Raw genomic sequence first — 19,417 nt, forward strand, 5'->3', positions numbered from 1 at the left:
ATGTGAATATCTGGTGACTTCAGCACCCCATTTTGCCCATTATGGTGCATTCTCCCTTATAATAATACAAAATAGACGAGGAGATGAACTCCAGATGAAAAAAGGAATCTTGGTCGCTTCAGGGTTGGTTGTTGCCGCATTGGGGACGTACCTAATTGCAGGGAATATTCAGAGAGAAGGGGCGGAAAACCATGAGACGACAGATATCAAGAAATTGGTGCATGATATAAGTGCAGGCAAGGCAGCAGCCCAGTCTGCTTCCATTAATTCCAGTCAGTTGATTGTCACAGGGGACGATACTCAGACCATGAATTATGATTTGCCTGACAACGAGTTTTTTGTTTCGATTGCGCCATATGTGGAACAGACCCACCCTTGTGCAACTCATAGTCTAACGGGCTGCCAAGGCGAAATAAAAAACGGAGCGTTCAATGTGACCGTTCACGACTCCGAAGGGAATGTCATCATGGAGAATGCCGCTATGAAATCACAATCCAATGGTTTTATTGATCTATGGCTACCGAGGGATAAAACATACCGCATTAGCGTGAATCATGAAGGTAAAACGGCTGAAACTGAATTCTCTACATATGAGAAAAACGATACGTGTATCACAACGATGCAGTTGGGTTAACGACGGAGGATGAGGGTTGAGCTTACGGATCGCTGAAACGCTCTAAATCCGCAAAACCCTGCGTTCTCATATATAGCTTTTAGTAAAGAGCCTACGTCTGACGGAGGCTCTTTGTGCTGTCCTAATCTTTTGCTGGAGTTACCGAACAGGTTGGGAGGGAATCTATGAGGAATCAGATAGCGAAACTTTAAATTGTGTATACTAAAAACCTATTAAAACAGCTGCAAACTTCCGACATATTATCTAAGAGCTTTTCGCTCAATATTCCTCGGGGAGATGGCAGCATGTCACAAAATATTAAGAAGCGCGTAATCAGATCATCCAGCATCGCCAACACATTGGCCATGGTCTTGTTAGTCATTATCGTTGTCGTCTTTGCAACCTTGGGGACGTTCATGTTTGCAAGCACGCAAAGCATACTTGTCAAGCAGCAAGAGGCCATGCTCCAGACCAAGACGCAGGCCGTTGTCACTCAATTCGATGCGTTGTTTAAGGAAAAGGGATCACTTGTCAAACAAATGTCAACGAACAATCTTTTTAAGCAATATTTAGAAACCACCTCATCGGCAGAAATGGTGAAAACTTCTCCTTATGCTGCGGAAACAGTAGCGACTCTGGCAGCCATTGTAAAGGCAGAGCCATCTTTTGCCGACGCCTGGATTGCAGGAATATCTGGTAAAGGCTTCTTTCTTCAGAATGATGGTGTTGCTTCTAAACCGGATTTTGATATCCATACACGCCCATACTTCAAGCCAGCTGTTGAAGCTGACGGTTTATACTACTCAGAACCCTATAAGGACGTCAATTCGGGTAATGTGCTCATGGGCATTTTCTATCCGATTAAAGATAGCAGTAATCAATTAATCGGATTTGCTGCAGTTGATATTGCTTTCAAAGACATCCCTGCCGTTATGCAAAGCTATTCGCTTGGAAGCACAGGTTATTCGATTCTTGCATCCAAAACAGGTGATATTTTGTATCACCCCGATCAAAATAAAGTGCTGAAAGAAAAGATTAACGAAAGCACAGGTGATCTTGGGGAGATCGGAAAGAAAATGATTGCCGGTGAGTCAGGAGTACAGCTAATTAATGATAATGGCGAACGTCGTTATATCGGGTATGCAACCAGTAAAGATACGGGGTGGTCTGTAGGCTTAACCATTTCTGAAGAAGAGGTGCTCTCAGAATTAAAAGCGTTTACCTGGATTACCATTGGCGGTTTTGCGGCAGCCACCATCCTGCTCGTTGTGATTTGTTATATAACGCTCCGTTATCTGTTGAGATCCATACCGAAGCTGCTTGCAAAAATCAAGCTGATTGAAAATGGAGATTTGACCGTTCAGTTTGATACGCAATCCAACAATGAAATCGGGCAAATTTCTCAAGGAATTTACAATATGGTTCAAAAAATTCAAGGCATGCTCCAAATGGTGGGTGGCTCAGCTCAAGTGTTGAATCAGTCTTCTCATGATTTGCAATCCATTTCTTCCAGAACCGCAATCACGATGAACGATACTGCGACAGCAATTAATGAGATTGCCAATGCAACGAACTACCAATCCATCGAAACGGATAACATTTTACAAAAAACCGGAGCATTATCCGGCCAAATTGACGAAATTGCCAATGATGCCAAAGCCATCGAAACAATGGTGCAAATCTCTGCTGAACAAAGCGGACAGGGGCTTGCTGTAGTAGATCAGTTATCCAGATGGGCGGAAGAAAATCACAATTCCACACAAGCGATGTCGTCTATTATTCAGGATATTGATCTGAGCCGTCATGAGATTTCCAGCATCGTCGATACGGTCAACCAAATTGCAACGCAGACCAACCTGCTGGCGCTCAATGCTTCCATTGAAGCTGCACGTGCAGGAGAACAGGGCAAAGGGTTTGCTGTGGTTGCCGGAGAGGTTCGCAAGCTGGCTGAGCAGACGGCGCTGGCGACACAGGAAATCTACAAGAAGGTACGTGTGATTGAAGAAAAAACCAGCGTATCAGTTGAGCATACGGTTCACGGTCTGAAAATTGCAGAAGAAAATGCCAGATCGGTGGAGGACACGAAGCAAGTATTCTTTAGCATTAACAAGGATTTGGAAGATTTGAAATTGCGAATGATTCAGATCAGCACGAACACCTCCAAAGTCCACAAGCACAAAGATGAGATTTTGCAGGCGTTGGAGATTATCTCTTCTACCACAGAAGAGAATTCCGCTTCAACCGAAGAGGTCAGCGCCAGCACGCAGGAACAATTGGAGAGCTTTGAACAGGTTGCTGAACTATCCAAACAATTAAACCAATTGTCCAATAAGCTTCAAGACGAATTAAAACAGTTCAAGGTCGAGTAGCAAGTCTACTAGGCATGATTTTGACTTATATACAGCAAAGCCCGCGATCAGCGCGGGCTTTTTAGCTTTAACAGCTGTTGTGGGATAGAGAGCATGGTAGCTGGTGCGGGATACAGATAGACTATACGTATAAACTGAAATATTAGCGGGGTGAAGATATGGATTGCTTTGAAAAAAATGTTGTGTCCGTCTGGTACGGTCACTTTGCCTCTGAAGATGAGTTGTTTGAATATGTTGAGATCAAATACCCGGAAGATGAGAATGAGGATGTTTTTAGCGGTTTTTTAAATGATCATGAAATAGATGATTTTGACGAAGATTTTGCTGAAGGAGTCTTTCAGGTTGACGGGACCGATGATGGTATAAAAGATGTTTCCTATGTTGATTCTTTTTTATCTCCACTATTACATGATTTGAGTAAAATAGATGGTAAATATAATTCGTTGTTCTTTATATATGATTGTAATACAAGCGGTTTGCTTGAAAAAAGCGGCGAGAAACTATGCTTTTTAGCCGCGTATCCTTATACAAGAGATTAACGTTACATTATTCCACTGTTTTCGGAGTCTTATTTCAAGTAATTATATAATGAAAATTGAACTTAAAGGATCAATAATTTGATCCGAAAGAATCAGGGACTTAAGGTAAATTTCCATCTTAAGGCCCTTTTTTTGTGCAAAATTAGATTTCCAAATTTTTGAACGGCTGATATACTAAGGAGACAAGTGAGATGAAGATAAACCTACTCTATCGGGATGAAGCAGGAAGGTTCGGCAAGCGCTGCTCTCAGAAGCGGCTTTTGTGATGGTCGAGCAGTACAAAGAGGTGGAGCAGCCGGAAGACTGGCTATTTCCAGAGCAGAGAAAAGGCCGCCACCTGACGGAACGTTAAGCTTAGATTGATCTTCGCTATTTTCAGGAACTGCTGGGGCATCAGAGTGTGCGAACGACGCAGGGGTATACAGGCGGGACATCGGGCAGATTCAAAGTCCGTTGGATCGGCTGAGCGGGCTGGAGGATTGAAACGTAGAAAGTGCGAGAATAAGGGGAAAAGTGCAGGAATCATGAAGTTCGTAAATAAGACGTTATGTGAAATTATATCAAGTACCAATATAAGCCTGAGAATATCGTATAAATAAAAAATTAATAGGTTTAAGGGAATCGAAAGTGAGGTGAAAATGATCAATCCATACCGTGAATTTGTCGCCGGTATTTCTGCCACAGAATTTGAAAAGTATTGTTTGGAAATATTGAATGCTTACGCTGAAGCCGAAGCACTTAAGAACTTCTTCATACTTCATAACCAAAAAGTTCAGACTAGTGATGGAGAGTACCAAATTGATATTATTGCTGAATTTATAGCCCTGTCTGTAAGATTCAAAGTTATTGTTGAATGTAAGCGTTACACACGTCCAGTGGAACGTGAGAAAATTGTGGTTCTAGCTGATAAGGTACGAAGTTTAGGTGCTCACAAAGGGATATTAATTTCTACATCTGGTTTTCAGAGTGGGGCAACAGAATATGCAAGGCAGCATGGAGTTGCTTTGTTACAAATATTCGATAAGTATGTTATGCATATTCATGCCTCCAGCAATCTCCAAACAAACCATATGCTCATGGAATTTATTAAACAATCTCCTGAATTTTACGCTTACCAATGGAACACTAGACTAAATGAATTTCCTGATAAAAAAATATATCCCTCAGAAACTTTGTTATTAGGAATTAAAAATAAAGTATTGAAAGAATATGACGAAGATAGCAAATAAGAAGAATACTTTGTAGAACAAAAAAATGCTATTTTTGAAATTAGGAAAAACAGGTTTTCTCCTAAAAGGGATAGAACTCCACATAACATAATATTCACGCATCGAGCATACGCTCTTGGTCCAGCAGAGGGATTTCGGGGGAGTAGAGGCAGCTGGACACACTTGGCATACGCCAAGCGTCGTGAATACGGGAACGTTATGTGACATACCGGAAACCATTTATTTAAGAGGGTGAAGCCATGCAAAAAATAGATCTAACCAAAACCCTTGAAGAACTTGAAGGAAAATATTGGGGCGAACCGAATTTTGCTTCTTCATTAGTGATCCAAGTACATCGATTAAGGAAGAAACCTCTTTGTGAATTGAATAATGAAGATTTAAGACTTTTGATTGGGCAACAAATGAATCTAGATTTTCTTTTACCTCTAGCCTTAGAGCAATTAATACAGAACCCATTCGGATCAGGAGATTTATATATCGGAGATTTATTTTGTTCGATACTCAAAGTGGAGAAAGAATATTGGAAAGAACATAAAGAGTTGAAGAACGAATTGGATGAAGTGATTAGAACCTATGAAGAAGCGAGAAAGACATTAGAAGAGCACATAAGTAAATACAGAAGCGATCATTTGTAAGTAGATTCAAGAAGCCCGGTACACCACATAACATAATATTCACGCTGCGGGCATACGCCCTGGGTACGGCATTCGCCGGACACCCGACATACGTCGGGTCGTGAATACAGGAACGTTAGCTGAAATTGCTGAAATCAAAAAAGTTTCTTGAGGTGAACATGGGAGTAAGAAAAAAATACAAACGAAAGATCATACGTGCAAATCGATTATTCTATTGGTATGTTGAACCGGATATTGATGACGAAGGAATAATTAAATTACACATTATAGCTGAGAATAAGAAGTTTTTAGTTACCTATGAAGTGGGACAGCACAGCATTAAAAATAAAACCCCTATAATTGTAATCATTGGAAAAGAATTTGAAGGATGGACTAAAGAATATATAGGATACAGAAGAGTGATAACACCAAATTGGAATGATGAAATAATCATTCCGAACTTGATAGGTGAAATAATTGATTGGTGCCTTTTAAGGGATAAAGAAATAAAAGTCGTTAATTGGAAAGGAGAGTTAATAGAATAAGAGATAATTATAAGTAATATCGAGGAGCCAGCAATATCAGCTAACATTATATTCACGCATTGGGCATACGCTCTCGGTCCGGCAGAATGGATTTCGGGGAAGCAGAAGCAGCTGGACACCCAGCATTCGCTGGGTCGTGAATACAGAAATGTTAGATGAAATTCAAATAAGGAGTAACAATATGTTAGAAATTATAAAAGATCAAGATGCTTTACAAGTGAAAATTTCTAGTAGTAATGGTATCCCTTTCAATCATATACTAGATAAATTAAAAATGATGATCCCTAAAGAAGAACGCAAATGGAGTTCAGCAAAAAAATGTTGGTTACTTCCCCCTAAATATTTGGATCAATTGAACGATTTGAATGAATCTATTAGTTCTGGCGATTTAAGCATTGATAAAGAAGAACTAATTTTAGAAATTCAAATGTCTGGACTAAGAGATATTGAGTCTTTACCAAGGTCTATGAAAGAAAGAGCAAAGTGGGCTATTAAACATTTGATTGAAGACACTGAGGAAGTTGAAAAACAGTTTTCTATTTCTAGGAGTGAGTGGGGCGTTTTTAATCCAGATGATAATTTATGGTATTTTGAATCTGGACGATATAGTAGCTCTTCTCCACAAGAGCATGATAAAAGCGTGATTAAAAGAGCGTACAAAAATTTAGAATATGCAAGGATTAATGGACATCGAGCATTTGAATTCTCAGAAATGATGGATTTTAAATTTAAATTTAGACAACTGATTCTAGAAAAATTTGATTACGAATGCTTTATTTGTGGAGTACCCGAGTACATTAAGAAATTGAATATGCATAGAGTGATTCCAGGGAAAAATGGTGGAGAGTATGTTGAAGAGAATGTGGTTTTAGTTTGTCCAAAACATCATAGGATGGTTGAAGGTTGGTCATGGGAAGAAATTAATCAACTGAAAGCTAATTCATAGGAGATTTGAACATCATCTAACATAATATTCACGCTGCGGGCATACGCCCTGGGCCCGGCATTCGCCGGACACCTCAGCATACGCTGAGGTCGTGAATACAGGAACGTTATGTGCAATATCTTGAAAAACTAAAAAGTGAGGGCTGTTATGAAAGTTTGGGTTTGTACTTGTTTTGATACAAGCTTTGATTTTTGTGAACAAAAATATAATGTCAGATACGATTCATTTGACATAGAAATAATTCGAGGGAGTTCAGAAGAAGGTCATAACTTATTCATTGAAACAACTAAAAAAAATGCTAAATTAGCGAACGAGGCAACTAGAAAATTCTTAAGTGAGATTTGCTGGTTGTATCAATCAAGAGTAGAGATCATTGCTGGTGGTGGATGGGCCTCTCATAAGACGCCTACTAACGTTGCGTTTCGAAAATTTGCAAGGATAGGTGGGGGAATAGATTTAACTAGTTACAGGCAAATAGCTTCAACACATGAACAGAAAATTGCTTTAGGAATTTATAGAGAAGCATTCAGTTCAAATAGTATTTTTTATAAATTTTTGAGTTGTTTTAAAATCATCAATATGATTTATAAGACGGGGAAAGAACAAAAAGACTGGATAAATAATAATATAGAGAAACTCATTAAAAGTAAAAGTAAGATTGAACAGTTGAAGCAGGAAGGCATCACTAACTTGGGAGAACATTTTTATCGTTCCGGGAGATGTGCTATAGCACATTCTAATATCATTAGCGGCGAACCCATTGCAGATGCTGACAATCATGAAGATAACTTTAGGATTGGAAGAGAGATTGAGGTTATCAAAGAATTAGCGGAAATAATTATGAGTGATGAACTAATGATACCGACTAGGGGACAACTAATTAAGTATTATTAAGCGTATCCATGGAGTCACGGTACAGCACATAACATATTATTCATGCATCGGGCATACGCCCTCGGTCCGGCAGAGGGATTTCAGGGAAGCAGAAGCAACCGGACACACCTGGCATACGCCAGGCGTCGTGAATACAGGAACGTTAGCCGAAATCATCTATCGATAGGAGAAAATATGAGTAATTATAAAGGGCAGTTTTTTAAAAATAGAGATTTTTACGACTGGGGAATTGACTATGAAGTTTTGAAAGTGAAAGAGAAATTCCTTGAAGATATTAATCAATTGAGATTTTATCGAACTAACTTTTCTAAAAACTCTACATTTGGAACGATAAATTTTAATGATTTAATCCCTGTTCAAAAAGAGATTATAGACATCCTCTTAAACAATGCTTCTCTAGAAGATTTGGATTATATATTACCTAATAATACAGAAGAACTTATTGCTAAGTATCCATGGCTAATTAAAATAATAGAACTAGAGAAAAGCTTGGAATATGGCAATTCATTCTTTGAAACATTGGTAGCAAATGAATTTATGAAACAACTCTATATCCATAATAAAATGTGTTTCGTAAATACATATACAATATTGGACGAATATCTTTCGGAAATAATAAAATCACTAGGGATGTACTTAGATAATTTCCTTAGTGAAGCCAATATCAAAGTGAATTATAAAAAATTATTAGAATTTGAAGACGATACTGATTAAAAAGAATTTTTTATTGATTCAGCGATGCTTAGTGACAAGAATCTCTCTGGAGTTGTAAATAAAGTAAGGTATCTCTTAAAATATCTAAATGCAGCCAGTGAATTTAAATGGAACACCGATATAAGAATTTTTAACGAAGAAAGAAACTGTGTTATTCACAATAAGGGTTATCTAAATAAAAAAGCGATAAAAAATATTGGAGAAGAGTTCGCATATGAATTAAATTTATCAGAAAATATGAAAGTGTTAAAAACAACAAAGTAGATTCACATATTGATTTAACTGAGAATATCATTAATTTCTTTTCAACAAAATTAATGAGAACTTACTATGACTATATAGAAGTCGATCTCGATGAAGTAGATGACTCCGGCTAACATAATATTCAAGCTGCGGCTCCAATTGAGCCTGGGGCTGCGAGTTGGGTTTCGAAGAGGCATTACAAGCAGACAACCCCTTCGGGGTTCATGAATACAGAAACGTTGTACGAAAGATCATTAGAGTGAAATTTATGATGGAGGTTATTTAAATGAAATTGGTTATAATCTTTGGTCCCCAAGCAGTGGGGAAGATGACAGTAGGGCAATGTTTAGAAGCAACAACAGATTTAAAACTATTTCATAATCACATGTCTATTGATTTTGTGTCTCTATTTTTTGATTACGGCACACCTGCCGGAAAGCGTCTGGTTAGTCTAATCAGGCAAGAGATTTTTGAAGAAGTGTCCAAAAGTGAACTGGAAGGACTCATATTTACGTTTGTATGGGCATTTGATCTTCAAAGTGATTGGAACTACATTGAGCAGGTTTCAAACCTATTTGAATCGAGAGGAGGAACCGTGTACTTGGTTGAACTAGAGGCCGACTTGGAAGAACGAAAAAAACGAAATACGACTGAGAATAGATTGATACATAAACCAACTAAACGAAATGTGGAGTGGTCGGAGGCTGAGTTGATTGAAACTCATGAAAAACATAGGTTGAATTCCTTACCCGGAGAGATTACTAAACAAAATTATATAAGGATTAACAACAGTGGGTTGGAAGCAAATCAGGTAGCTGAAATGATAAAAGAAAGATTTAAGTTTTAAGGTAGAGAGTCTATCAAAGAAAAATGATCCTTCGTATAACATAATATTCATGCTACGGCTCCCAAGGGAGCCTTGGTCTGCGGATGGATTTCAGGGAGGAATTCCAGCAGACACACCCAGCATATGCTGGGCGTCACGAATACAGGAACGTTATACGAAAGAATCAAAAACAATAGAAAAGAGGATCATATGATCCTCTAGATGTTAGAATTTTTCAATTCACTAAAGAGTTGTAGAGCGTCTTTGAAACCTTGTATGTAGATGCTTCTTTCTAAGATGGATTGGAGAGAAATTTGAGCATCTTCGTACAGAAAAACCGTATGTTGAAGTTGATCGGGTAACGCTTCGCGAAGCGTTCTAAAGTATCGATCTGTCTCCGAAGAAAGCTGATTGTACTCCGTATGGTACTCCAGAAGCTCAGCAAAGAGTAATTCTAAACGTATTCTTATAAGTGGCTCTGTCAATGATTCTAATGCATTAATCATATATTGTTCCTCCTTTAATTAACTTTATAGAGTTATTATATAACTTTATAGGGTTAATTACGAGGTGAATATTTGACTTTGTAGAGTTAAAACTTTGCTTTTCGTTGATGATTACTGATATGGGAGATAAGATAGAATTATGGAGGGGAAAAGATGACCGCAATCAAGTGCAATATAAGGGAACTCATGGCAGAACATCGAATAGATGATATAACAGAATTGATGGCGAAATCGGGATTGAGTCGGAATTCAATTAATAAGCTATATAGGGAAACGAATATAGAAACAACAAAGCTGGAGACTTTATTCAAGCTTTGCGATACATTTAACTGTAAATTATCTGATTTGATTGAATATCTACCTGGAGATAATCAATAGTGAGGGCACTGAATCCGTCGTATAACATAATATTCAAGCAGCGGGCTCCTTCGGAGCCTTGGTCTGCGGATGGATTTCGGGGAGGAATTTCAGCAGACAACCCCTTCGGGGTTCATGAATACAGAAACGTTATTTAAAATCGAGTGAAAGCATAGAAATGAAGGTGGATTATTTGGGGATATTTATTACTAAATCAACGACTCCAATTATCTGGCTAGATACCCTTGCCGTTATAGAAATTTATAAAACTATCAAAGAGGAGAAAGAGAATCCAAGAATAAAAAAGTTATTTAATATTGTTAGAGAAAAAGTAAGCCAAGGAAAACTCATTTGTCCATTAGGAGAACAAGAAGAAGAGATAGAGGAAAAAGTTGGCGAAGTGATTAAGCAATTCGTAGATTTATCACTTGGAATTAGCTTTCTTTCGAATGATGAAATCAAAGAAAGCCAACTGATCAAAGCAATAAAATCATATAGTAAAACAAAAGATGTAGAACTAACATATTTAGACGCATTTCATAGAGATCCAGTAACTCATCTCAAAAATAAAAATGGTTTTATTTTTTCAATTGTAATAGAGCCAACTCAATTAGAAATAGATACAAGAAAGATTATAAAGCAAAAAAATATCGAAGAACTTCAATCCGTTAAAGATGAGTTCTACAAAGACAAAGAATTTGTCTCAAAAATAAATGATGAGTTAAACGGACATTTTATTGCTATTTCATACTTAATAGATATGTATAAATACAAAAAAGAAAATGATATTCCTTTGAGTGAAGTTGAAAATCTTCAAATCTTACACATGCTAAATAGACCGTTATCCTTTTGGAACGAAGAACAAAAAAGTGGTTTATCAGGCTACTTGGATTTTTTAAAATCAAATGATTATAAACAATTGCCCTATGTAGATATCAATGCACGTATGGTGACGGATTTATTTACTTCGAAAAGAAAATCTCTTGAAATTGGAGATCCTACAGATATTACGAACTTGTCAACGCTACTTCCTTATTGTGATTACGTACTTACAGATCGCGATCAAATGAATAGAATCAAGCGATTAGGTCTGGATAAGAAGTATGATACTAAAGTTTTTGCACTATCAAATATTAACGATTTATTTAGTGATTTAGAGAAGATTTGATTGTAGTTCGAGATGATCTCGACATCATATAACATAATATTCACGCTGCGGACATTCGTCCTGGGTCCGGCATCGCCGGACACCAAGCATACGCTGGGTCGTGAATACAGGAACGTTATGCGTAATTATTGAAAAAATCATGGAGGGAAAATGTATGAAAAAGAAAGAATATAAAGATAGATTAATTGAATTACTTAATGAAGGAATTGAAGAACTAACAACAGACCAAGTAATCCACAAAACGAAATTGTTGATTTTTGAATATGAGAAAAAACAAGCGTATAGTACAGAAAATAAGGGGAGACCTTGGACAGATGAAGAGTTAAGAGTAGTATTATCATTTGCCGCAACTAAAGAAAACATACTGAAGTTGGCCAAAGGATTTAAACGTAGCTACGGGAGTATTGAACAAATTTTTAGATGGGCTGTAACCACCGATGAAGAGATTATAAATAAGGGAAGAGAAGATGATAGTTTTATAAAACAGATTAGAAGATTGTATAAAGAGATGGGTTGGAAGGCGTAAATTAGAATGTAAATCATTGGAGTGATAACTACACATAACATAATATTCAAGCAGCGGCTCCTTTGGAGCCTTGGTCTGCGAGAAGGATTTCAGGGAAGCATTTCAGCAGACAACCCCTTCGGGGTTCATGAATACAGAAACGTTATGTGAAATCAGCTAGGAATAAAAAGATTATATTTAGGAGCAAGTACTATGAAGCGAATTTACAAGCATATCGAAGAATACACAGATCAGGAAATAAAAGATATTTTAACTCGTCAAGAAGTAGAAGAACTTATATATTTACCACTTTCAGTTGGAATGTATCATCACAATTGGAAGTTTGCTCAAGATATATGTCTTAAATCAGCGCAACATGATAATCCAAATGTAAGAGCGAATTCTGTATTGGGATTAGCACATATAGCAAGAACTAAAAAACAGTTAGATAAAAGACTAGTAAAACCAATCATTTTGAAAGAATTAAAAAATAATATAGAACATAAAGGAATAATATTAGATGCTATAAGTGATATAAATTTATTTATGAAGTGGAAACTAGCAAGGAAGCATAATTATTAGTTGACTCGAAGAAGAGCTGACCTCACATAACATCGCATCTACGCTGCGGGCGTTGCCCTTGGTTCGCTAGAAGTGGAAAGCAGAGAATCCGGGATCAGCTCACAACCCTGCGAGGCTAAGTCCGTTGGACCCGGCGCTTTGCGCCTTAAGCCTCTCGGATTCGTGAATACAGAAACGTTATCGGAAATCAGTGCGAATCATCGTAATATCAATACAAACAAAGGAGGATTTATATGCACTCTGAAAAGAACCCGTACAGCCTGACAATAGAATGTAAAGACATTATCCTTCGCGAATATCAATTAGAAGATTTAAATGAATTACATGAACTTACATGGCAACCGGAGATTTATGAGTTCTTACCAGGTTGGAATGTTGAAAAAGAAGTCAGACTAGACTGGTTGAAGAATTATGAAATACCAGAAAACAATCAATTTCTTAAACGTGTAGAAGAAGGACTGAAAGTTGGTGATCTTAGACTGAGGCTAGGGATCGTACTTAAAGAAACGGGAAAATTTATTGGCTGGTGTTGTTCAGGAATAAAAGACGATCTTCCAGCATCAAACAGAGAAATCATGTATGGTATTTCAAAAGACCATAGAAGTAAAGGATATACGACTCAAGCAGTTCAGGGAATAATTCAGTATTTATTTGATAACACGGAGATCAAAGAATTAAATGCAATTGCATTACTAGAGAATGGTGCATCGAATAGAGTTATTCAAAAAAGTAATTTTAAGTTTGTCGGAGAGATAGAAATAGATGATGAAGTATATAACCATTATAAAATTCATAAGATAGATTTTTGAAATATGGTGAGCTAATTCGGGAAGGCACTGACATCCTATAACATAATAATCAAGCACGGCTCCTTCGGAGCCTTGGTCTACGAGATGGATTTCGGAGAGGCATTTCAGCAGACAACCCTATGGGTTCATGAATACAGAAACGTTAGCCGATATACTTGTAAATTCATAATTATAGGGGTTGTTTATGTGCTTGTTGTTCACTGGTCACCTGTGAATTACTCAAAAAACATCTTGAAAAACGGAATTAGAAAAAGTCGGAACGGGGTTTACTGTTTTCCTTTAACAGGACATATTGCATTGGATCGTTGGTGGATGAAAGCATTAAAGAGATTTAGAAAAGACGGAAAGAAATATAATGGATTTGTATTTAGAGTGGAAGAGTCTGATTTTCCTGCTTATTTTGGTCATTTTATAGGACACATGACAAGTGACAGAAGCGAAAAACCTATAAAAACGCTAATTGAATTAGGTATGGAAATACAGAATACAATCATTTGGAGGATCGGAGAAAGAGCTGTATGGAATAATATCGAAGTACATAACCATGATCAGGATTTTTTAAAGCTGGGGAAGGAAGTAATTAAGAAAAATCCAGATGATTATAAGGAAACTTTAACAGATGCAGCATTCATGGAATACATCCTAGAGGACTGTCAACTTGTTTTGCCGAATTCTATAAATGCTAGTCGAATCATTCGGGTTATCTCACCAACTAAAGAGTTTGGAAAAGTCTTATACAAGCAAAAGAAAGATGAGTATTTTGAGTGAAAACTCGAAGAGGATCAGTACTTCGGCTAACATATATTCAAGCAGCGACTCTGTGAAGCCTTGGTCTGCAAGGTGGATTTCGAAAAGGTATTTCAGCAGACAACCCCTAATGGGGTTCATGAATACAGAAACGTTATCTGAAAGACTAGCATTTAAGAAAACAGGTGAATAGAATGCCATTAATTCATGAGTTTCTTATAGCTCCTAAAATTGGCTTTGAATTAAATCAAATTGTTAGGAATAACAATGGGAGAATTAATAAAAGAAAATCAGGTATCGATTATTTAGTTGAATTAGATGATGAACTCTTTCAGTATTTTTCAGATACATTAAAGTGGATACCAAATGAAACTGAAAATAGATTCGGTTTGAATTACTGTGGGTTAACAGTTATGTATTCAAATGGAGCGAGTGTACTAAAGAAAATTATTACAGGTTGGTATGAGATATTTAAAAATGCTCCAAATGAAATAAAGTTAACAGGGAATTATTTTTGGAGAGACCAAATCGATAAAGGTGAATATGAAAAAATTGAAGTAAGAAAAGCTAATTTATTAAAAATTCTCTCTGAACTAATTACCTTATGTAATCTAGTTGAAGATAATGACGACTTAATAATATTACATCTAGGGATTTGACACTTTGAAAGAAGTTCTAGTAAGTTATTAGGTGTCAAGCACAGAAGCATATTCAGATAACACACGACCTGACCTAAGATAAGCTATCTAGGGTCAGGTCACGTCATAGAGGCGGAAATGTTAGATGAAAGCACCTAAATAAATAAAACCATCTATAAAGGATGAAAAGAAAAAATGATAAAATCTATTAGTATTGATGAATGGAATGGGACCACATTCAATGAAGAAATAGTTATGAATCCTACATGGGCAGACACTTTAAGATTTTTAAGAAAACTCGATGGAGATAAATTTACATTAGTCTTTTTTGAGGTATCAGACACAGATTCAGCATTAGTTGGAGGCGGACCGGAATATTTCATAGTGTCTATTACAATTGATGGTAATATATATACTCTTATGAACGATAAACAGGGAAACAATGAAATTCTTCTGGTTGCTGGTGGTCAGTTAGGCAATTATTGCGATAACATTTGTATAGAATTAATTCCTATGCTTGAAGTAATAAAGTATTATTATGAAACTGGAAAACTACTCGAAACACATAAATGGAAACAAGAATAATAATTACTTTGAATGCAACTCGAAGAAGTGGGTTAACGTCATCTAACATCGCATTCAACGCCTCTGACCGGGACAAGCCCGGCCCTTGGCCTGGAAGAGGCATTTCGGAGGAGCGGATTCATCGGACACATTAGACCTGCTAATTCGGACGAGCATTCCCGATGGTCACCTTAAGCTGTTTGAACTTCAGGAATACCCAAACGCTATGTGAAATCAACAAAATTATTTAAGAGGTAAACATGGGTGTGATCGCTTGGCGCTTTTTCTTACTTCACGAGCAAGTTGCAATAAAATGAACATGAAGTAGACGGAGCTGAGTGTCTACTTCATGTTCGCTTAAACTTTTGAAAATTGAATTACAGGTGGATCAATGGATCTTTGGAGGTTCAGAATTCATCCTATCGTTAAGCTGAGTCACAAAATCACCTTCGTTCGGGCCAGGGTTATTTCGAAACATTTTCGCTTCTTCCACCAGAACTTCGTCTGTATCCGTGCCAAGTATCTTTATTGTTGCATCAATGAATGAATCAAGTGGCATCGCACGCGGTTCATCGTTGTTGCTTTGAACCCATGGGGGCACAATTTCTATTACTTTTACCGATGTGTCTTTAAGCATGTACCTTTGGGACAGCGTATAGGTATGAAGTGCTGCTTTCGTCGCGGAGTATACAGCAGTTGTCGCTAATGGTGCAAATCCAAGTATTGAAGTCGTGTTGATGACAACCGCTTCTTCTTTGGACTTCAAGTGCTCGATGAATGCAGAAGTCAACCGAATGGGACCTAGCAAGTTTGTAGTGACAGTCGAAATCAAAACATCCTCATCGATCACGCCCGCCGCGTCATCGGACTGTATGATGCCGGCGTTGTTAACCAAGACATTAACATCCGGGTATTCTTCGATTAACTGCTTGGCGACCGCCTTTATGCTGGCAGGATCTTGTACATTCAATTCCACTGCGGACATGCCAGGATTCGCTTTGATTGTCTCCTCCAGACGCTCTTTACGTCGACCGGAGATAATAACTTTGTTTCCAAGATTGTGGAGAGCTTCTGCTAACGCACGTCCAATTCCCGAACCGCCGCCTGTAATAAAAATCGTGTTTCCTGTAAGTTTCAATTTTTAAACCCTCCTAATTCATGTGAATTAAATCATTCCAAAGATTGTAAAGCAATAGCTTTCATGAGTATGGCTCCTCTAAAATTGAACATATGTTGAATCATCAACATAAATTTTATAAAGTGAATGTATCAGAGCGGTATATGGGGTTCAATGGTTAAAACAAGCGTGGTTGTTGATTCTTCAACAGAGGACTTCGAAGTGTTCATTTTTTCGGATAGTACAAAGGGGAGAAGGATATGGACAGGCGTATTCAAAAATCGAGGCAAGCTATTATTGATGCTTTTATGAGGCTGATGTCAGAAAAGGAATTCGAGAGAATTACGATCAATCAAATTGCGGAGGAAGCGAATGTCAATCGCGGAACGGTTTATTTGCATTTCGCTGACAAGTACGATCTGCGCGATCAATGCATGGAAGCTCAAATTAACGAGTTACTACGCAATTGTATGTCTGAAGATAACTTCTTTCATGTCCCTTCCAAAACCGCACTACTGCGCACGTTTGAATATTTGGAGCAGCATGCTTCATTCTACTCTAGAATGCTAACGAACAAGGGAAGTACGGTCTTTCGGAACCAAATGGGGACAATGTTTCGGCAAAGTCTGAGCGAGCATCTGGATTCGATCAACCTCGATCAGGAAATGAACAGGGACATTACGGTGCAATTTTTAATTTCAGCAGCGGTGGGGGTAGTGGAATGGTGGATTACCCGTTCGATGCCATATCCGGCATCGGTCATGGTTGAATAATTTTGGAATTTGCTGAACCGTGGTGTCGAGGAACACGAACGAACATCGTCCATTTGAGTCTCTAATTTAGAGGTTTTATACACAAACGTTATCAGAAATTCTTGAATTACTAAAACATAATAATAAGATCTCAAAAGTACTAAAAGCTATAGTATAAAGAACGCGAAAGAACTGGAGGTCACTTTATGGATATACTCTTTGCCAATTATGGGATTAATATAGTTCGAAGAGATGGGAGAATATTCATTATTTTTGATGCTGGTGGAATAGTGGTTCAAATGATAGAAATAGAAATAACAGAAGAAGAGTCACTAAAAGCTCAGAAAAGTGAAAGAGATGCATATGAACTAATAATCAAACTACAAAATGAAAAAAGACCATATAAGAAAATTCACTGATTAAAAAATTTGCGGATTGATTTTGAATGCATAGTGAAGAAGTTCGGTAACTTCTGATAACATAAAATTCAAGCATCGAATCCTGTGTAAGGAAAAAAGTAAAAAGACAATGGAGGTATGTTTGGTGCTGACATTAGAAAAAGCTAGAAAAAATGATGCACAAAAACTTGCTGAAATACAAAAGGCCAGTTTTGAGGATGAATCAAAGCATTTTAATAACAACGAAATCGTTGGGCCAATAGGATATGACTCCATAAGTTGGCAAGAAGAGATGATGCAAAATTGCGAATATTTCAAGGTGCTCTTTAATGGAGAAATAATCGGGGGAGCTTTGATATTCGTAGAATGTAATCAAGTGCATAATCTAGGAAGACTCTTTATTGATCCAAATTATAAAAATCAAGGAATCGGAACGAAGGTGATGGAGAAAATTGAAAGTAAATTTCCAGACAGCACTGAATGGTGGCTGGATACTCCTAGCTGGAGTGTGAAGAATCATCACTTCTATTCAAAGTGTGGGTTTAATAAAGTTAGAGAAGAAGGTGACTTATACATTTTTGAAAAAACTCTATAAACTTATGTAATGTACAAACGTTATGAGACATCAGTGCTAAGTGTTACCAAGAAGATATTTAATGAGAAGAGTGAAAGGGAGGATTTACAATGAAGATTGATTTTGCGATTGAATCAGATTATGAGTATATCTCGTTAAAAGACAAGCACATACATAAGACACTGATAAGACCAAAAATAAAAGAAAATGAAATTCTAATAGTCAGGGAATCCAATCAAGAAATAGGCTGGATGAGATACGGATTTTTTTGGGACAACACACCATTTATGAATATGATATGGATAGATGAGGAGTATAGAGGAACAGGTATTGGTAAAAAAGTTGTCCACTATTGGGAAGAATTGATGAAACAAAAAGGATTTGAAATGGTCATGACCTCAACACAGTCGAATGAAGGAGCTCAACATTTTTATAGAAAGCTTGGATATAGGGATGCTGGAAGTTTAATGCTTGAGAACGAACCTCTGGAAATAATACTGACAAAGAAGTTGAACAAAAATTGACGTTGAGTAAATCATGGAAGGCACTGACATCTGACAACATAATATTCAGGCTGCGGCTCCGTTGAAGCCTTGGTTTACGGGATGGGTTTCGGAGAGGGATTTCATCAGACAACCCAATACAGAAGCGTTATCTGAAATACGACAATTGATTTATTTATAGGAGGCAAGAGCAATGAATCGACTAAATCTAAGTACAATAATTAGTTCTTTCATATTAGGTCTCTCTATTGTTATTACTGGCTTGTTTATTAGTCATTCCGGGGACAGAGAACTGAACAAAAACGGAACAAATCATAAAGAATATAAACCACTAATGACAATCAAAGAAACAGCTGAATACTTAAATATAACTGAACCCCAAGTAAGGACAATCATTTCTAGTGAGGAAAATATGTTAGAGACCACTGGTTCATATTCTGGTAAGATGTTTCCCCTTATTAGAATTGGAACTGATATTTATATAAGTACAGATGGATTAAATGAATGGTTAAAGGAGTCCACAACACAGAGAACACAATATTAGAGAAAGCACTCGAAGAAGGCCGTACATCAGATAACATATATCTAAGCTGCATCGTTGAGGTTCCTTGGTCTGAGGGATAGGTTTCGGAGTGGAATTTCGGCAGACAACCCTATTGGAGTTC

25 protein-coding genes are annotated in these 19,417 nt (G+C 37.3%); 23 read left to right on the forward strand and 2 right to left on the reverse strand.

Features of this window, described 5'->3' with window-relative positions; translation table 11 throughout:
• Nucleotides 1-94: 94 nt before the first annotated feature.
• From NSQ58_RS10270 to NSQ58_RS10315, 10 genes are all read left to right on the forward strand, one after another.
• The gene (locus NSQ58_RS10270) at nucleotides 95-634 is read left to right on the forward strand and encodes a CueP family metal-binding protein (protein WP_340858268.1); all 540 of its coding nucleotides are present in this window, start codon (nucleotides 95-97) and stop codon (nucleotides 632-634) included.
• Between the two features lie 284 nt (nucleotides 635-918).
• Nucleotides 919-2,982, forward strand: a complete 2,064-nt coding sequence (locus NSQ58_RS10275) for a methyl-accepting chemotaxis protein (RefSeq protein ID WP_340858269.1) — start codon at nucleotides 919-921, stop codon at nucleotides 2,980-2,982.
• A gap of 158 nt (nucleotides 2,983-3,140) precedes the next feature.
• Complete coding sequence (locus NSQ58_RS10280; protein WP_028542320.1) at nucleotides 3,141-3,521, forward strand: immunity 22 family protein; 381 nt, start codon at nucleotides 3,141-3,143, stop codon at nucleotides 3,519-3,521.
• Between the two features lie 638 nt (nucleotides 3,522-4,159).
• Nucleotides 4,160-4,750, forward strand: a complete 591-nt coding sequence (locus NSQ58_RS10285) for a restriction endonuclease (RefSeq protein WP_341057314.1) — start codon at nucleotides 4,160-4,162, stop codon at nucleotides 4,748-4,750.
• Between the two features lie 239 nt (nucleotides 4,751-4,989).
• Nucleotides 4,990-5,385, forward strand: coding sequence for a contact-dependent growth inhibition system immunity protein (locus NSQ58_RS10290; RefSeq protein ID WP_340981962.1), 396 nt, complete (start codon nucleotides 4,990-4,992; stop codon nucleotides 5,383-5,385).
• Between the two features lie 158 nt (nucleotides 5,386-5,543).
• Nucleotides 5,544-5,909, forward strand: a complete 366-nt coding sequence (locus tag NSQ58_RS10295) for a hypothetical protein (protein WP_341057316.1) — start codon at nucleotides 5,544-5,546, stop codon at nucleotides 5,907-5,909.
• 181 nt (nucleotides 5,910-6,090) lie between these two features.
• Nucleotides 6,091-6,855 (forward strand): HNH endonuclease signature motif containing protein, encoded by a 765-nt coding sequence (locus NSQ58_RS10300; RefSeq protein WP_190297672.1) that lies wholly within the window; start codon nucleotides 6,091-6,093, stop codon nucleotides 6,853-6,855.
• 147 nt (nucleotides 6,856-7,002) lie between these two features.
• Nucleotides 7,003-7,749: a methylamine utilization protein MauJ gene (gene mauJ, locus NSQ58_RS10305; RefSeq protein WP_341057319.1), complete on the forward strand. Its 747-nt coding sequence runs from the start codon at nucleotides 7,003-7,005 to the stop codon at nucleotides 7,747-7,749.
• Between the two features lie 174 nt (nucleotides 7,750-7,923).
• On the forward strand, nucleotides 7,924-8,463 hold the full coding sequence (locus NSQ58_RS10310; protein ID WP_341057320.1) for a hypothetical protein: 540 nt from the start codon (nucleotides 7,924-7,926) through the stop codon (nucleotides 8,461-8,463).
• 529 nt (nucleotides 8,464-8,992) lie between these two features.
• Nucleotides 8,993-9,553: an AAA family ATPase gene (locus tag NSQ58_RS10315; protein WP_076157317.1), complete on the forward strand. Its 561-nt coding sequence runs from the start codon at nucleotides 8,993-8,995 to the stop codon at nucleotides 9,551-9,553.
• Nucleotides 9,554-9,750: 197 nt separating this feature from the next.
• On the opposite strand, the gene NSQ58_RS10320 is transcribed toward NSQ58_RS10315, so the two are convergent.
• The gene (locus NSQ58_RS10320) at nucleotides 9,751-10,038 is read right to left on the reverse strand and encodes a DUF6809 family protein (RefSeq protein ID WP_007431381.1); all 288 of its coding nucleotides are present in this window, start codon (nucleotides 10,036-10,038) and stop codon (nucleotides 9,751-9,753) included.
• A gap of 153 nt (nucleotides 10,039-10,191) precedes the next feature.
• On the opposite strand from NSQ58_RS10320, the gene NSQ58_RS10325 reads away from it, so the two are divergent.
• The 8 genes from NSQ58_RS10325 (at nucleotide 10,192) to NSQ58_RS10360 (ending at nucleotide 15,429) form a co-directional block, all read left to right on the forward strand.
• Nucleotides 10,192-10,416: a helix-turn-helix domain-containing protein gene (locus tag NSQ58_RS10325; RefSeq protein ID WP_160789508.1), complete on the forward strand. Its 225-nt coding sequence runs from the start codon at nucleotides 10,192-10,194 to the stop codon at nucleotides 10,414-10,416.
• A 172-nt stretch (nucleotides 10,417-10,588) separates the two neighbouring features.
• Nucleotides 10,589-11,563 carry a hypothetical protein gene (locus NSQ58_RS10330; protein ID WP_341057325.1) on the forward strand — a complete coding sequence of 325 codons (975 nt, stop codon included), beginning with the start codon at nucleotides 10,589-10,591 and terminating at the stop codon, nucleotides 11,561-11,563.
• 154 nt (nucleotides 11,564-11,717) lie between these two features.
• A complete protein-coding gene (locus NSQ58_RS10335) occupies nucleotides 11,718-12,089 on the forward strand; it encodes a hypothetical protein (RefSeq protein ID WP_040103232.1) in 372 nt (123 codons plus the stop codon).
• Between the two features lie 192 nt (nucleotides 12,090-12,281).
• Nucleotides 12,282-12,650 (forward strand): hypothetical protein, encoded by a 369-nt coding sequence (locus tag NSQ58_RS10340; RefSeq protein WP_165149845.1) that lies wholly within the window; start codon nucleotides 12,282-12,284, stop codon nucleotides 12,648-12,650.
• 233 nt (nucleotides 12,651-12,883) lie between these two features.
• A complete protein-coding gene (locus NSQ58_RS10345; protein ID WP_341057326.1) occupies nucleotides 12,884-13,459 on the forward strand; it encodes a GNAT family N-acetyltransferase in 576 nt (191 codons plus the stop codon).
• A 186-nt stretch (nucleotides 13,460-13,645) separates the two neighbouring features.
• A complete protein-coding gene (locus NSQ58_RS10350) occupies nucleotides 13,646-14,227 on the forward strand; it encodes a hypothetical protein (RefSeq protein ID WP_341057327.1) in 582 nt (193 codons plus the stop codon).
• 173 nt (nucleotides 14,228-14,400) lie between these two features.
• Nucleotides 14,401-14,865 (forward strand): hypothetical protein, encoded by a 465-nt coding sequence (locus NSQ58_RS10355; protein ID WP_068942497.1) that lies wholly within the window; start codon nucleotides 14,401-14,403, stop codon nucleotides 14,863-14,865.
• A gap of 174 nt (nucleotides 14,866-15,039) precedes the next feature.
• Nucleotides 15,040-15,429: a hypothetical protein gene (locus NSQ58_RS10360; RefSeq protein WP_209943032.1), complete on the forward strand. Its 390-nt coding sequence runs from the start codon at nucleotides 15,040-15,042 to the stop codon at nucleotides 15,427-15,429.
• A gap of 367 nt (nucleotides 15,430-15,796) precedes the next feature.
• On the opposite strand, the gene NSQ58_RS10365 is transcribed toward NSQ58_RS10360, so the two are convergent.
• Nucleotides 15,797-16,546: an SDR family oxidoreductase gene (locus tag NSQ58_RS10365; protein ID WP_341057329.1), complete on the reverse strand. Its 750-nt coding sequence runs from the start codon at nucleotides 16,544-16,546 to the stop codon at nucleotides 15,797-15,799.
• Nucleotides 16,547-16,785: 239 nt separating this feature from the next.
• Here NSQ58_RS10365 and NSQ58_RS10370 point away from each other — a divergent pair, with 239 nt between their 5' ends.
• The 5 genes from NSQ58_RS10370 (at nucleotide 16,786) to NSQ58_RS10390 (ending at nucleotide 19,296) form a co-directional block, all read left to right on the forward strand.
• Nucleotides 16,786-17,298, forward strand: a complete 513-nt coding sequence (locus NSQ58_RS10370) for a TetR/AcrR family transcriptional regulator (RefSeq protein ID WP_341057330.1) — start codon at nucleotides 16,786-16,788, stop codon at nucleotides 17,296-17,298.
• Between the two features lie 185 nt (nucleotides 17,299-17,483).
• Nucleotides 17,484-17,696, forward strand: coding sequence for a hypothetical protein (locus NSQ58_RS10375; RefSeq protein ID WP_254347545.1), 213 nt, complete (start codon nucleotides 17,484-17,486; stop codon nucleotides 17,694-17,696).
• A gap of 124 nt (nucleotides 17,697-17,820) precedes the next feature.
• Nucleotides 17,821-18,270, forward strand: coding sequence for a GNAT family N-acetyltransferase (locus NSQ58_RS10380; RefSeq protein ID WP_341057333.1), 450 nt, complete (start codon nucleotides 17,821-17,823; stop codon nucleotides 18,268-18,270).
• An 89-nt stretch (nucleotides 18,271-18,359) separates the two neighbouring features.
• Nucleotides 18,360-18,773, forward strand: coding sequence for a GNAT family N-acetyltransferase (locus tag NSQ58_RS10385; RefSeq protein WP_068942487.1), 414 nt, complete (start codon nucleotides 18,360-18,362; stop codon nucleotides 18,771-18,773).
• 172 nt (nucleotides 18,774-18,945) lie between these two features.
• Nucleotides 18,946-19,296, forward strand: a complete 351-nt coding sequence (locus NSQ58_RS10390) for a helix-turn-helix domain-containing protein (RefSeq protein WP_068942485.1) — start codon at nucleotides 18,946-18,948, stop codon at nucleotides 19,294-19,296.
• Nucleotides 19,297-19,417 lie beyond the last annotated feature (121 nt).

The organism is Paenibacillus sp. FSL M7-0134 (assembly GCF_038007865.1).
Lineage (GTDB): Bacteria > Bacillota > Bacilli > Paenibacillales > Paenibacillaceae > Paenibacillus > Paenibacillus polymyxa_B.